At 60.3% G+C, this 13,842-nt stretch carries 13 protein-coding genes; 10 read left to right on the top strand and 3 right to left on the bottom strand.

Going from position 1 to position 13,842, the window contains the following annotated elements:
* Positions 1–80: 80 nt before the first annotated feature.
* Complete coding sequence (locus tag ACVIJ6_RS38390) at positions 81–1,445, top strand: MBL fold metallo-hydrolase (RefSeq protein WP_028133001.1); 1,365 nt, start codon at positions 81–83, stop codon at positions 1,443–1,445.
* 61 nt (positions 1,446–1,506) lie between these two features.
* On the opposite strand, the gene ACVIJ6_RS38385 is transcribed toward ACVIJ6_RS38390, so the two are convergent.
* Positions 1,507–1,752: a hypothetical protein gene (locus tag ACVIJ6_RS38385; protein ID WP_028133000.1), complete on the bottom strand. Its 246-nt coding sequence runs from the start codon at positions 1,750–1,752 to the stop codon at positions 1,507–1,509.
* Between the two features lie 785 nt (positions 1,753–2,537).
* Here ACVIJ6_RS38385 and ACVIJ6_RS38380 point away from each other — a divergent pair.
* From ACVIJ6_RS38380 to ACVIJ6_RS38370, 3 genes are all read left to right on the top strand, one after another.
* Positions 2,538–3,176: a YqaA family protein gene (locus ACVIJ6_RS38380; protein ID WP_049819832.1), complete on the top strand. Its 639-nt coding sequence runs from the start codon at positions 2,538–2,540 to the stop codon at positions 3,174–3,176.
* Positions 3,169–4,407 (top strand): OpgC domain-containing protein, encoded by a 1,239-nt coding sequence (locus tag ACVIJ6_RS38375; RefSeq protein WP_049819831.1) that lies wholly within the window; start codon positions 3,169–3,171, stop codon positions 4,405–4,407. Before ACVIJ6_RS38380 ends, ACVIJ6_RS38375 begins: the two co-directional genes overlap by 8 nt.
* A gap of 117 nt (positions 4,408–4,524) precedes the next feature.
* A complete protein-coding gene (locus tag ACVIJ6_RS38370; RefSeq protein ID WP_409889543.1) occupies positions 4,525–4,845 on the top strand; it encodes a DUF1622 domain-containing protein in 321 nt (106 codons plus the stop codon).
* Here the strand turns inward: ACVIJ6_RS38370 and ACVIJ6_RS38365 are convergent.
* The gene (locus ACVIJ6_RS38365; RefSeq protein ID WP_049819830.1) at positions 4,842–6,578 is read right to left on the bottom strand and encodes a DUF3141 domain-containing protein; all 1,737 of its coding nucleotides are present in this window, start codon (positions 6,576–6,578) and stop codon (positions 4,842–4,844) included. The genes ACVIJ6_RS38370 and ACVIJ6_RS38365 overlap by 4 nt on opposite strands.
* A 222-nt stretch (positions 6,579–6,800) precedes the next feature.
* Between ACVIJ6_RS38365 and ACVIJ6_RS38360 the strand changes: the two genes are divergently transcribed.
* From ACVIJ6_RS38360 to ACVIJ6_RS38340, 5 genes are all read left to right on the top strand, one after another.
* Positions 6,801–7,487, top strand: a complete 687-nt coding sequence (locus ACVIJ6_RS38360) for a Spy/CpxP family protein refolding chaperone (RefSeq protein ID WP_028132997.1) — start codon at positions 6,801–6,803, stop codon at positions 7,485–7,487.
* A gap of 345 nt (positions 7,488–7,832) precedes the next feature.
* Positions 7,833–9,560 (top strand): FAD-binding oxidoreductase, encoded by a 1,728-nt coding sequence (locus tag ACVIJ6_RS38355; RefSeq protein WP_454652788.1) that lies wholly within the window; start codon positions 7,833–7,835, stop codon positions 9,558–9,560.
* 1 nt (position 9,561) lies between these two features.
* On the top strand, positions 9,562–10,269 hold the full coding sequence (locus ACVIJ6_RS38350) for an iron reductase (RefSeq protein WP_028132995.1): 708 nt from the start codon (positions 9,562–9,564) through the stop codon (positions 10,267–10,269).
* Positions 10,266–11,042 carry a cytochrome c3 family protein gene (locus tag ACVIJ6_RS38345; RefSeq protein ID WP_028132994.1) on the top strand — a complete coding sequence of 259 codons (777 nt, stop codon included), beginning with the start codon at positions 10,266–10,268 and terminating at the stop codon, positions 11,040–11,042. Before ACVIJ6_RS38350 ends, ACVIJ6_RS38345 begins: the two co-directional genes overlap by 4 nt.
* Positions 11,043–11,074: 32 nt before the next feature.
* Positions 11,075–11,404: a hypothetical protein gene (locus ACVIJ6_RS38340; RefSeq protein WP_028132993.1), complete on the top strand. Its 330-nt coding sequence runs from the start codon at positions 11,075–11,077 to the stop codon at positions 11,402–11,404.
* 154 nt (positions 11,405–11,558) lie between these two features.
* Here ACVIJ6_RS38340 and ACVIJ6_RS38335 read toward each other — a convergent pair whose 3' ends face one another.
* Positions 11,559–11,783, bottom strand: coding sequence for a hypothetical protein (locus ACVIJ6_RS38335; protein ID WP_456777200.1), 225 nt, complete (start codon positions 11,781–11,783; stop codon positions 11,559–11,561).
* Positions 11,784–12,385: 602 nt separating this feature from the next.
* Here ACVIJ6_RS38335 and ACVIJ6_RS38330 point away from each other — a divergent pair.
* Positions 12,386–13,834 carry a TolC family protein gene (locus ACVIJ6_RS38330; protein ID WP_028132990.1) on the top strand — a complete coding sequence of 483 codons (1,449 nt, stop codon included), beginning with the start codon at positions 12,386–12,388 and terminating at the stop codon, positions 13,832–13,834.
* Positions 13,835–13,842 lie beyond the last annotated feature (8 nt).

The raw sequence follows: 13,842 nt of genomic DNA, 5'->3' as shown, positions 1-13,842 counted from the left end.
GTTCGAGCCGCCAAGGCACGAACGAAACTGCGGTCGAGCCCGCGAATGGGCCAAGGGCAAGGAAACGAAGGGGGGACCGAATGACTCTAAGATTGTCTTTCTTGGGTGGGGCAGGGACCGTTACAGGCTCCAAGTATCTTCTGGACTCCGGATCGCATCGCATTCTTGTCGATTGCGGCCTCTTTCAAGGAAAGCGGACTCTCCGGGAAATGAATTGGACAAGCTTCCCCGTCCACCCAGCGAGCATTTCGGCCGTCGTCCTTACTCATGCCCACCTGGATCATTCGGGCGCACTGCCGCTGCTGGTGAAGCAGGGCTTCGCGGGTCCTATCGTCTGTTCGGAGGCGACCGCCGCACTCTGCGAGGTACTGCTGCGCGATTCGGGCCACATCCAGGAGCAGGACGCACTGTTTGCCAACAAGCATGGGTTCTCGAGACACAAGCCGGCCCTTCCTCTCTACGGCGTGAAGGATGCCGAAGCTGCGCTGCGGCTACTGAGGCCGATCTCGTTTCGCCGCGAACATGCCCTGCCTGGCGGAGGACACACAGTGCTCCGACACGCTGGGCACATCCTTGGTGCAGCATCGGTCGAGCTGGAGTGGAATCTAACGTCGATCGTCTTCTCGGGGGATCTGGGGCGGCAAGACGATCCTATCATGTTGCGGCCGGAAGCCCCTACGCAGTCCGACTACCTTATCGTCGAATCGACATACGGAGACCGCTCTCATCCGACCATCGATCCGCAGCGCGAACTTGAGGAAATCGTCGCAACGACGACCAAACGAGGCGGCACGGTGGTCATTCCGGCCTTCGCGGTCGGTCGGGTCCAGGTGCTCCTCCACTACTTCGAACGCATCAAATCGGCCGGAGGGCTTACCAACGTGCCGATCTTCCTGGATAGTCCGATGGCGGTCGACGCCAGCGATATCTTCTGCAGGTTCAAATCGGATCACAAGCTCACGCATGAGGAATGCCGCAGGACATGCGCCGTCGCGACCTATATCCGCTCGGTCGAGGATTCGAAGCGTCTTGGCGGCAGCCCGATTCCCAAGGTCATCATTTCCGCGAGCGGAATGGCTACCGGCGGCCGGGTGCTTCATCACTTGAAGCGTTTCGCGCCGTATCAGAAAAATACGATCCTCTTCGTAGGCTACCAGGCCGAGGGCACTCGGGGGGCCGCGATGACGTCGGGAGCGAAGTCAGTCCGTATTCATGGCGAGGATGTACCTGTCGCTGCGGAGGTCCGGAACATAGAAGCTCTGTCAGCGCACGCCGACGCCAATGAGATCCTGACGTGGCTAAAGAGCATCGGAGGCGCTCCAAAGACGACGTTCATCACTCACGGTGAGCTGCGAGCCTCGAAGGCGCTACAGGCGCGAGTTTCGGCCGAACTCGGTTGGACCAGTCTCGTTCCGGAGCAGGGTCAGGAAGCTCTGTTGGCTTGAACCAATCCCGACCGACGGCAGTGATCCGACGCGTTCGGACCGAAGGATCACTGCCCTGCGATCACTGATCCTTCTTGGGGCCCATGTGATGCGGCACATCCGTCTTGGGACCTCCGCCGTAGTGATGGCTGCCGCCCGATCCGCTCTTCGACCCCGTGCTTTTCTTCTTGCCCATGTGATGCGATTCCGTCTTCGGCCCGCCCGAATAGTGGTGACCACCATCGTTCGATGGAGTCGTTTGTGCCATGGCGGGGGCGATGGCGAAGGACAAAACGGTGGTGGCCACGAGCAACTTGCGCGCGTTCATATGATTCTCCTGTTCGGTCTTGATGATGATCGCAAGCGATCAAACCAGATGTCTGAAGCGGAGACAATGCAGCGCGAACATCGGTCGGAGTAGTTGAGCGAGATCAATAATCGTCGTGTGGATGATGTAGTCGATGCACAAATTGAAGGCGCGGAGACGCGACGCAAGAGACGATGTATTCTTACAGAGTTCGTTCAAATTCTTTTTCACTCAGCTCAGCATCGTTTGCGACGAACGACGTGTCGATTCATTACGCCGATCTGAGCAAAAAGTTTTTCTTGGCGATTGGCTGCGCATCTGAGAGTGGTCAAGACCGTTCACAAAGCGGTCTGTCGGCATTGCGATCGGCCATCGATATTTCGAGGATAGGAAAGGCGCAATGGCCGCAACGCTGAATTGGATCATCGTACGCCCGCAGCGTGACGACGATCCGGACCGCTGCACTCGCTCGCCCGGCAGCTCAAGATAAGCCCCGGACTGTCGGGCATACTCTGTCGTCGCAGCGGGGATAACACTCGCGCGACGACAGAGTTCGAGCATTAAGATGGTGCATGATGTGGCTAGTCGAAAATTGATCCATATTGGGCGCTGCCGAATCAACATCGTCGGTTCGCGTCACCAGCTCACGTTCCGGCAGCCGAGACATCCTGGATCCGTATGAGCCTCTCATCGACCATCTACTCCCGCGCCGATAGCACGCGCCGTATAGCGGAGGCGAGGGCGGGAATCGCTTCCAAACGTCCTGAGCGAATCCGCTTCGCAAAGGTTCGCTCACCGGAGGGAAGATGATCGTTCACGCGACGACGCATAAGGTTGTCGCTATGGTGCTCGCCCGAGCCGAGCGCAGGTCGTTCGTTCCGTTGGTCGGGCTGACGGCATTTATCTCCGCGTTGTCGATGAGCGTGCCCGTGGAGTGGCTGGTCGTCGCTGCTTCATTGGCCAACCGACGCAGATGGATGTTGATCGCTTCGATTGCCGCGATGGGAAGCGCGATCGCTTCGCTCGGCCTGTATCTCGCGTTTCACCACTTCGGCTGGAATCTCTTGCTCGCCCGTTTTCCGGACCTCGCAGGCTCGCAAGCCTGGCTACAAGCTACCGATTGGCTATCAAAATACGGTCTAATGGCGATATTCGGACTGATGGCTTTGCCGTTGCCTTTCCCCAAGTTGCCCATGCTTGCGGTAGCGGGGATCTATCGGCTGCCGATCGCGGACGTCTTCGTCGCTATCCTTGTCGGCAAGGTTATCAAATATTTGGTCTACGCGTATTTGGCTACGCGGTTCCCATTGGCGCTGCGCTTTTTCACCGAACACCGCTGGATCGCTGCCAGCCTGACGGCGAGCCGCGAAGGGAGAACGCCGATCGTCTCTCCGTCGGTGCGCGGGGCCGGCAGCGAAAGAAGTGAGGAAGCTAGGATTGGCTGACGAAAAGACTGGAGGCTGGACGCTACAGATTGCCATCTTCATACAGGAGCGCTTCCGGGAGGCGACGACCCTAAGGTTCGGGCTGCCGAAACCGCAGAGAGATCTCCGACTGGACCTGTTTCGGGGTCTCGCGAATTGGTTGATCTTCCTGGGCCACATTCCCGATTCGGTCCTGGCGTGGTTTACGACGCGAAACTACGGCTTCAGCGACGGCGCCGATTTGTTCGTGCTGATCTCCGGCTACACCGCGACGTTCGTGTTCGGGAGGATCATGATGGAGCATGGCTTCGTGATAGGTGCGACCAGGCTCCTTCGTCGGGTGTGGCAGCTCTACGTCGCTCATCTCCTGCTGTTCTTCGTGTATCTGACGTCAGTGCACTATTTCGCGCACAAGTTCGATACGCCGCACTTGATGGACCAGTTCAATGTCAAACTGCTGATGGATTTCCCGGTCGAAACCCTCACGCAAGGCTTTATGCTGAAATTCAAGCCGCTCAACCTGGACGTCTTGCCACTCTATATCGTGCTGATGGCGGCATTCCCGATTGTGCTGTGGTTCATGCTCAGATGGCGCAACGCTGTTATGATCGGTTCGATCGCGCTGTACCTCGCTGCGCGTCACTACGACTGGAATTTTGCGTCTTATCCCTCGGGGGTCTGGTACTTCAACCCGCTCACATGGCAGTTGCTTTTCGTCGCCGGTGCGTGGCTTGCTCTTGGAGGAGCCGCCGCGTGCAGTGCCCTACTTCGGTCGCCCTTCATCCTGGCTCTGAGCGTCGCGTTTCTTCTGTTTGCCCTGATGGTCTCGCTGGCCGAGCGAATCCCGGAACTGCAACGTTACATTCCCGAGGTCGCCGCCGGAATGTTCATTCCAAACGACAAGACCAATCTTGCTCCCTACCGAGTCGCGCATTTGGCCAGCCTGGTATTCACCGGCATATCGCTGATTCCCGTCGATTGGCCCGGCCTTCAATGGCCCATCCTTCAGCCGCTGATCAGGTGCGGGCAGCAATCTCTGCCCGTGTTCTGCGTAGGGCTGTTCCTGTCCTTCATCGCCCATTTCGTTCTGGACTTCGGTTCGGAAGGCTTGTTGGCCCAGCTCCTGGTCGGAGGCGTGGGCCTGTGGATCCTGACGATGATTGCGTACTATCGAACCTGGTCAAAGCAGGTCGACAAGAGCTTGTCGTCCGGCCAAAGATCGAATTCATCGGGCGGCAATGTCGAATCGTGACGTTCGGTTTGCTTTGAGGTCGGCATGATAACTTCCGAGCGAATCTTCGCCGACCAGACGCAGGGCGCGATCCTGCACGGCCTTCATTGGACCGCATCCGCAATCGAACTGCTTGGAGTGCTGGTAATCGTGGGCGGCGTCGTGACTGCGACGGCGTTTGCGCTTCGCGAAATGGGGCAGGGAGCATTTGTCGATGCATTTCGGTCGTACCGGGCGAACCTTGGTCGAGGCATTTTGCTCGGGTTGGAGTTCCTGATCGCCGCAGATATCATCGGAATGGTCGCGATCGTACCGTCGTTCGATCGACTCGGAATTCTCGCGGTAATCATCGCGATCCGTACGTTCTTAAGCTTCTCCCTTCAGATCGAGATCGAAGGTCGGCTGCCTTGGCAGCGGCGCAAGCCAGCCGCCGATGAGGCGGATGGGGCGGAGCTCTAGGGCGACGATCCGGTGTCGCGGGAGGTTGGTATCCCATACAGGACCTGGAACATGCGCTCCAAAGAGGCGTCCCGATTCGATCGGGCCGTCTGGATCAGCGTGGTGACGAGATCGAAGAGGGTGCGCTCGCTCTTGAGGTAGGGATTGTCGTCTGAAAGGGGCGAGCGGTCGTCACGGATCGCCTTCGCAAGGCTTGGCAGGCCGTAAAGCCAAGGCGAAAAGGACGCCGAAAAGACATATCGACTCATCCGCATCGGGTGAAGCCATTTGGCGGTTTCCGCCAAGAAGGGATTGGAGCTCGCCCGAACGAGAGGGCTGAAGAAGGCGCTATAGATGCTTTCAGTCATCGCGGAGAAGTCCGCGATGCGCGCGAAGGCGGGATCCGGACGAGGAAACTTGAGATCTTCGACCTTCCGGGATTCGAACCGCACTGCAAAAGGTAGATTCGACAGGCTGTCCGAGGGGGCGCGATCCTCGATCTTCATTTCATACAGACCGGGCGCCAGGCCTTCGATGTCCGGAAGGCTGGCGAGAATGGCGCGATGTTCGCGTTGGGCCACTTTGCCGGAGACGAAGATCCCAAGATGACCCACGTGCGGATTCGTCAAATAGACGATACGTTGGCCGGCCTCGATCAAATCCCCAGTCGTCGGGTACACGATGGGAATCCAGCCGAGCGCCTGATGCGGCGGCGTGATGTTGTCGCCGTAGGACGCGAACACGATCAGCGGGTTCCGTATACGGCGCAGATCGGCAACGCAATGCTCGCAGATGCGGAAGCGGCCGCCCTCGAGCTGGTTGCCTATGAAGAGGTTTTCGACGATCGCCAGAATCTCTTCCTTGCTCAGGAAGAAGAAGCTTCCCCACCAGCGTTCGAATTCGAGAAAGCGTTCGCTTTCTCGATCGATATGCGTGAACAGTTGGACGTATTTCTCCCACTGCGCCTCGGGCTTCAGGCTCTCGAAGTTCTGGGCAAGCCACGCGCCGTCGAACCTTCCATCGCTGAGATCGGCAACGAGGTGTGCGAGCCAGGCTCCGCCGTTGAATCCCGCTGCGAGCCGAATCGGATTCACGCCGGCTTCGCCCGACCAATATGAGAGCGGGGAGCCGTTGAGTACCGCGGGGCCGACGAGACCGCTGCAGTCCGCGGAAAGCAGGGTCACCGCCCAACCGGCCTGGCAATTTCCGTACAGTATTGGTGGTTGCCCCGGATGCCGGGTGCTCACCGCCTCGACGAAGCGCCGAAGTGCGTGCAAGACGTCGGCGAGAGTCTGGCCGCGACACGGCTGAGGGAAGAAGGATACGAAATAGACCGGATGGCCCTCCGCCAGCGCGATGCCGACCTCGGAGTCCTGTTTGAATCCGCCGATGCCGGGTCCATGTCCTGCCCTCGGATCCAAGACCACCACAGGCGGTTTCGCCTCCGATCCGGTGTCCACATTCTCATCGAGGATGCGAAGCAGCACGTAGTTGACGGGGCGTTCGAACTGGCGAGCGTCAACGATCGTCTCGAAGCGGAAGTCGAGCAGGGGCGGAGATCCTTGCCGTTCGTGTTCGATCAGGTTGTCCGCTCGTTGCCGAAGCGTGTCCCAGAACAGGATCGAGCGCTCTAGCAGATCTCGAGCGTATGCTTGCAGCGCATCGCCGCCTTCCGGCGAGCGGGCTGGGCGCGTTGGATCGTCGCCGAGCAAGTCTTTGGGTGTTGCGAGCTGCGAGTTGGTGGCGGCGTGCATCGACTGTTCCTGAAATCAGATCGCTTCGAAGGTTCGATGCTAATAGCGAAGTCGCTGTCGCGAGACGAGTGTAATTTTTTGACGGGTCGCGCGTCTATATTAGACAGTGCAGCGTAACACGCGAAGCTATCAACCGCGTTGTTGATCTACCTCAAGATTAGTCGCACTCGAGTTGGTTAGGGAGGCGGTCGACATTTGTCTGACTGAAAGTTGGAGGAGATTATGGTGACTGCGAAAAGGTTCATGGGGACTGCGGCGACGATCATCGTCATGAGTCTTGTTTCGGTTGGGCTGGCGTCGGCCGAAGTCGCTGCGAATGGACGTGAGCGGCTCGCGATGATGGACGACATGAAGATGAAGTCCGATTCGTCGAACCCTTCGAGCATGGGAAACATGTCCCAACCCGGCGCTGCGAGCGGCGGGTCGGCAGACGACAAGATGAAGATGCAGGGGCCAGGTCAGATGCCGGGCCAGCAGCAGGACTCCGGCATGATGCAGATGATGCAGATGATGGAGCGAATGCACAATCGGATGTTGCCGTCCGGCAGCGGCATGGGAGCGGGTGTCTCGGCGAGCGGTCCCATGGACGTCACCGAGCGGCTGGAAGGTCGTATCTCTTTCCTCAAAACCGAGTTGCAGATCAACGACAAGCAATTGGCCGACTGGAATCTGTTGGCCGATGCGTTGCGTTCGAGTCGGCAACACCTGCTGGAGGCGCGAAAGCAGCTTGTCATGGACGACAACATGACGGGGCCCAACCGCATCGTTCGGTATGAGCAGCACCTGAACGAGCGTTTGGAGGCGATCAAATCGGCTCGCACCGCCTTCAGTCGGCTCTACGGATCGCTCAGTGACGGGCAAAAGCAGACGGCGGATTCCATCCTGCTGCCTTTGATCGCGACGTTCTGACGAAGGCATGCTTGAAAAACGACGATCGTATCGATGCCCAAATTTGCCTCCCGACGTAGCGCTGCTTTGCGAGCGGTGATCCTTTGCGCTTCGCTTCTTGCGACGGCCGGGCTGGCGGCGTCGCCCTCACTCCCCGGGTTGGTCCCGGGGGATGCACGCCAACATGGCGAGCCTGCCGAGACACGTTCGGCATGGCGCTTGGCGGAAGGCGGGGATGGTCACTCCGCGCACCACCCGAATAGCTCCGATACGGGAAGCGCCGGTGCGCCTATGGCAAGCCCACCGTCGGGAGGCTCGGCGCCCGCAGCGGTGCCGAGCGAGTCGAATTCTGGCATGATGGGTATGATGGGCGAGATGATGGGACGCCCGCGTAAGGAATTCTATCCGTCGTTGATGGAAATGCCCGCTCTTTCCGCCGAGCGCCGGCGCGAGCTCGAATCTCAGGCTCGCGCGCGGATCGGCGCCGAAATCGATGGCATGGCCAACGCGGAAATGGCGCTGCGGCACGCCCTCGCGTCAGGCAAGGCCATCGAAGCGGATCTTGCTTCGCGCCAAATTCGGGAGGCACTCAACCAGGTGCAGAGCGGCGTGATCGTGTTGCGCTCGCTCGAGGAAGGAAAGTCTCCGCAGCAGATCGCGCAGAACTGGTTCAAGAGCCAGATGAATCTTTCGCAATCGGAGCGCCCTTCCTCCGACGGAGTGCTGGGCGTTTCGTGGTTCCACGTCATCACGATGGGCCTGCTCGCGATCGTCTCGTTCGGCATGCTGGCCGTCTATGCCGTGCGCATGCGTCGGGCCAACGCGCTTGTCGATCGGCTGACTCGGTCGCCGGTCGCCGCATCCGGATCGATGCCGGCACCCGTGATTCCGACGGCTGATGCGCCGAGAGCAAAGGCCACGGTCGCTGCAGCCCCCGCAGCAGGCGCCGCCGCCCGGATCCAGGAGACCATTGCGCCGGCCGCGGCGACTTCAGCCGGCGGCGAGCCAACGAAGGGGAGAGGGCTCTGGAAAGGCAAATTGAAGGTCTGCGCCATCTTCAACGAGACGCCGAGTTCTAGGACCTTTCGGCTCCAGAATCCGCAAGGCGGCGCCATTCCCTTCGAATTCCTGCCGGGCCAGTTTCTGACCTACTCCGCACAGATCGACGCGAAGACCGTCAGACGATCCTACACGATCGCGTCCTCTGCGGCTCAGACGGCCTACGTGGAGACGACAATCAAGCGCGAAGATGGAGGCGTGTTCTCCGAGTACATGCACGACGAAATCAAGGAAGGCGATCTGTTGGACGTGATGGCGCCTTCCGGGGCCTTCACTTTCACCGGCAAGGAGGCAGACAGTGTCGTGCTTATCGGTGGAGGGGTCGGTATTACCCCATTGATGGCAGCGATTAGATATCTCTTCGATATTTCCTGGCCCGGGGAGGTCTATCTGGTCTACGGCGCGCAGACGACCGAGCAGTTCATCTTTCGTGACGAACTGGAGTATCTGCAACGCAGGATGAACAACCTCCACGTTGCCGCCACCATGGCGCGGGCGGCAGGTACGACCTGGATGGGGAGCGAGGGCCAGATCACGGCCGAGTTTCTTGCGCGCTCGGTCCCCGATCTGTCCAAGCGGCGCGTCCATCTATGCGGCCCTCCTGGAATGATGCAGGCACTCAAGAAGACGCTCGTCGAACTTGGCGTACCGCCGGAGCAAGTCAAGTCGGAGGCGTTCGGACCCGCGCTCGGCGCCGTGCCGCCTCCGGGACGGACGGTTATCGAAAGTGGGGAGTCCGAGATCAAGGGCGGGACGCCTTCGATCGGCCCGGCGACGGCCTCCATCCGGTTTGCCAAGTCCGGCAAGGCAGCTCCGTTGCCTCCGGACAAGAGCGTGCTTGAAGTCGCCGAGTCCATCGGCGTCTCGATCGACTATTCCTGCCGTGCGGGCACCTGCGGTATCTGCAAGACCCACCTCATCGAAGGCAGCGTCACGATGGAAGTCCAGGACGCCCTTACCGAGGAGGACAAGGCGGGGGGGATGATACTGGCCTGCCAGGCGAAGTCGGTTGGGAATCTGGTCGTCGAGGCTTGAGATGGGCGGCAGGGAGCGATTGATCGTCGATATCGTCTTCGCGAGCCTCTTGCTGCTGGCTCCGGCGTTTCTTCTCCACTCCGATCCGAGATTTGCGGGAAGCCTGGCCGGCTTCGCTTTGGGAGCATCAGCAGCCGGCTTGATGGTGCTCCTTCTCATCTACCCCCTTGCGAAGTACGTGCGCGGCTTCAAGCCTCTTCTCGGCCGTATCGTCTCCATGCGCACGCTGTTGGAATTTCACGTCTACGCCGGGATAGTCGCGGCCTTCCTCGCGCTCCTCCATACGGGACACAAGTTTCAAAGCCCGCTGGGAATCGCGCTCATCGTCAGCATGCTCGTCGTGGTCGTGACCGGCTTCGTGGGGCGGTACTACCTGCCGCAGACTGCCGCCGAGATCCGCGAACAACAATCCCGCCTCGCTACGCTACGGGCCACCTACGATCGGACCGCGCTTGCCCTTGCGGAGAGTGAGATCGGTGATCCCGGCGTTGCGCCTCCGGCAAGCGCATCGGCTGTGCAGGAGGTCCCGATACTGCAGGTCGTCGAGGGCATTTCGGACATCGAATATTCGATCGGATCCCAGGAGGCCATCAAGAAGGTCTTCATGCAGTGGATCGGTGTTCACGTAATCGCTGCGATCGCGATGTACGCGATGCTGGCGCTGCATATTGCCGGAGAGGTCTACTACGGACTTCGGTGGCTCGCGTGAGCTTCAGAGCTATCGTCTACAGCGTGTGCATCACGCTCGCCGTCGCCGGCGTGGCAGCGGTATCCGCGGCGCTGTACAAAGGCGGGTCGTCGTCCGTTGTGGGGTGGAGGGATGCAGTAGTTCCCGGACCTCTCTCGGAAAAACACGCGTTCCTGGCCGACAAATGCGAAACTTGTCACACGCCGGTGAGGGGCGTCGAGACTTCCGCCTGCATCGCCTGCCATACGACGGCCGCTGCGGACCTGGGAAAGCAGGCGACGGCGTTCCACGCGACGAGCAAAGAGTGCCGAGGGTGTCATCTCGAACATGCGGGTGGCGCCCGTCCGACCAAGATGGATCACGCAATGCTCCTGCGGATCGGCGGCTTTTCCCGAGAGCGCGGCGCTTCGGCGAACTCGATCACCGGTCAGATGATCTCGGACCTTAAGGATTTCCTGAAAGTCCCGAAGTCTGACGAAGCGGAAAAGACCGATCTCGATTGTGCGAGTTGCCATAGCAACCGAGACCCACACCGCGGATTGCTTGGACGCGAATGCGGCGGCTGCCACGCGCTGGCTTCGTGGAGTATTCCGCAGTTTCTCCATCCGTCTCCTACCTCCAAGGAATGTGCGCAATGCCATCAGGCTCCGCCAAGCCATTACATGCATCACTTCGTCATGATGGACCGATCGATCACGGGACAGGAACATGCCAGCGTCGAGCAATGCTTCCTTTGCCACCGCACCGACTCGTTCAACGACATCAAAGGTGTTGGATGGTTCAAGCACCATTGATTCAAGTTGCCCGACGCCTTTCAAGCCGATTCTTGATCTGGATCAACTTTGTGCGGCGTATGTGCCGCTATCATAAAGTTGAGATCATGGCTCCGAGCGCCAGTGTGCCCGACGCCAATGAAGCGATGCCGATTGGGCAGGGGCGACTTTGGTGTCTTTCGTTGCTGCTGATCGTGTCCATGGCTGCGGTCGATGCTCACGCCGGTGTGACCATCTCGGACCGACGCTACTGGCCCAGCGAGGCGCGGACCAGCCCGGGACGATTGATCGACATTCTTCCTCAGCCCTATGTCTACCCTGAAGCCGGTGTCGCAGCGGGGTCCCGGATCACGCCCCGTAAGAAACCGAGGAGGAACCGGTGACTGCGGAACATCACGCTTGGCCGATCGCCGGCAATGACGTTCCGCTATTGGCGCGGTGCGTAATAGGAGCTATATTTCGCGCGTTCGACCGACGGAAATGGGATGATTAGACTAACGAGGCCAGCGCGCAGGTGGTGGGGGTGGTTTGTCGCCATCACGTATCTGCTTGGCTCGCTGACCCCCCTCTCTGGCGGTCCCGCTTCCCGCCGATCTCGCCCAACTGTTGGTTCAGCGATCTCAGGTCGCCGATCACGCGCACGATCATCAGCATGGCCATAGCCACCAGCACGGTCATGATCACCAGCATGCCCTCAGCGACCATCAGCATGGTGCGTCCGGACAGCAGCACAGCCATGGTGGTGATAAGGTAGCCAGCCATTCACACCAGGAGGTTGCGCCGGCGTCCGATCCCGTCGATCGCGATTCTGACGACCAGCATGGCAATTGCTGCGGCTCCGTATTGTGTCTTAGCGCGGTCTCTCCTAAATCGCCTTCACTCCTCCAGTTCGCGCCTCTGCAATCCCGGTGCGAACTCAAGCCGGACTCCGTTTGCGCCGGCGAAGCGCTCGGTCCGCTTTATCGGCCGCCAATAGCCTGAAAGCACGCAATTGATGGGCAGTCGCGCTCCTTTTCGGGGCGCGAGTAGTCGTACGTCCGTGCTTATCAGGGGAAATCTATGTTGGCGCAAATGGTGGCGAATGACGCCGCCGCATCGAATGCATTCTCGCGAATGAAATCTAGGCGCGCGATCGCAAAGCGCGCGATTCTGATCGGTCTGCTCTGCCCGCTTCTCGCCGGCTGTGCAGTCACGACGCCCGTCAAAAATCCGGATCCAGCAGACCCGACGGCCAAGGTGGCCCGCGTCGGATATGCACCCACGACCAGGCCCTACGTCAGTCTCCGGCCAGCGGCGCCGGTCGGATGGCGGGAGCAGAACCAGCGCGTGGCACCTGCGCCGAAGAACGAAAAGTAGGGGAAGGCATGCAGCTTGCCACTTCAAACCGTACCTCGCTCATTTCCACATCGAGGCCAGGAATCGTTGCGCTGTCGTTCGCGCTGCTGCTTTCGGGCTGCGCCGCATTCTCTCCGGATGCGGGCATGTCCGGCGTCGCCGACGTCGTGTCCAATACGATCAGGAAGGATGTGATTGCCGTTCGATCCGTCGAAGACGGCGAACGAGCCGATGCCCTGGTGACGCAGCTCCTACGCCGGACCTTGTCGGTGGAGTCCGCGGTCCAGATCGCGTTGCTGAACAATCGGGGCCTCCAGGCCGCCTACAACGAGCTCGCCCTGGCCGAAGCCGACGCGATCGAGCAAAGCCTGCCGCCTAATCCCACCTTTTCCCTTTCCCGCATATCGGGGGACGGCGGATTCGAGTTCGAGCGTCAAGTCGTCGGGGACATCCTCGCGTTGGCGACGCTGCCGTTCCGCTCGGAAATCGCCCGACGACGATTCCATGAAGCGCAACTGCGTGCAGCGTTGGAGACACTGCGTCTGGCTGCCGACGTGAGACGGGCATACTACCAGGCAGCCGGGTCCAGCGAGCTGGCAGCTCTCCTGTCCGACACGAAGACGACGGCCGAGACCATCGCCCAGCTCGCGGAGAAGCTCGGGCAAACCGGTGGTCTGAACAAGTTGGATCAGGCTCGCGAACAGGTCTTCTACGCGGAAATCACCGCCGATCTCGCTACCGCCCGGCAACAAGCCACGTCCGCACGGGAACGGCTGGCACGACTGCTCGGCGTCTGGGGCGGGCAGGTCGATTTCAAGCTCCCCAAGGCTTTGCCTGCACTACCACGTAGCCCGAAGTCGCTCCCGAACATCGAAGTAGAGGCTGTAGGACGTCGCGTCGACCTTCAGATGGCTCGCATCGAACTCGATCTTCTGGCGAAGGCGCTCAATCTGACGGAGGCGACGCGCTTCGTCACGTTGCTCGATCTCGCCGGCATCAGCCGGAAGACCAAGGAGCCCGAAGGAGCGCCGTTCCGACAACGCGGCTTCGATCTTCAGTTGCAGATCCCGATCTTCGATGGCGGCGAGGTGCGCGTCCGCCAGGCCGCCGAAAGTTACAACATCGCCCTCAATCGGCTGACCGAGAAGGCAGTGAACGTGCGTTCCGAAGCGCGAGACGCATACCGGGTCTACCGCTCCACCTACGATATTGCCGGCCACTACCAGCGAGAGGTGGTGCCGTTGCGAAACATCATCTCGGATGAGGCGCAACTGCGTTACGGCAGCATGCAGATCGACGTCTTTGCGTTGCTGGCGGAAGCCAAGCTGCGGATCGCCGCGCAGCGAGCTTCCATAGATGCCCGACGCGACTTCTGGCTGGCCCACTCCGACCTGCAGAGCGTGGTCGACGGCGGAGGCCGTTCCGAAAATCAACCAGAGAGCCGTCCATCGACCAATTCGTTGGCGAGCGGAGGATGAGGAGATGA

The sequence above is a fragment of the Bradyrhizobium sp. USDA 4369 genome, from assembly GCF_054056435.1.
This window is presented reverse-complemented; position numbering and strand designations above follow the sequence as displayed.

Coding starts and splice junctions, on each gene's coding strand:
- ACVIJ6_RS38390 (WP_028133001.1), top strand. CDS start 81: ATGACTCTAAGATTGTCTTTCTTGGGTGGGGCAGGGACCGTTACAGGC.
- ACVIJ6_RS38385 (WP_028133000.1), bottom strand. CDS start 1,752: ATGAACGCGCGCAAGTTGCTCGTGGCCACCACCGTTTTGTCCTTCGCC.
- ACVIJ6_RS38380 (WP_049819832.1), top strand. CDS start 2,538: ATGATCGTTCACGCGACGACGCATAAGGTTGTCGCTATGGTGCTCGCC.
- ACVIJ6_RS38365 (WP_049819830.1), bottom strand. CDS start 6,578: ATGCACGCCGCCACCAACTCGCAGCTCGCAACACCCAAAGACTTGCTC.
- ACVIJ6_RS38360 (WP_028132997.1), top strand. CDS start 6,801: ATGGTGACTGCGAAAAGGTTCATGGGGACTGCGGCGACGATCATCGTC.
- ACVIJ6_RS38355 (WP_454652788.1), top strand. CDS start 7,833: ATGGGCGAGATGATGGGACGCCCGCGTAAGGAATTCTATCCGTCGTTG.
- ACVIJ6_RS38350 (WP_028132995.1), top strand. CDS start 9,562: ATGGGCGGCAGGGAGCGATTGATCGTCGATATCGTCTTCGCGAGCCTC.
- ACVIJ6_RS38335 (WP_456777200.1), bottom strand. CDS start 11,783: ATGGCTGGCTACCTTATCACCACCATGGCTGTGCTGCTGTCCGGACGC.
- ACVIJ6_RS38330 (WP_028132990.1), top strand. CDS start 12,386: ATGCAGCTTGCCACTTCAAACCGTACCTCGCTCATTTCCACATCGAGG.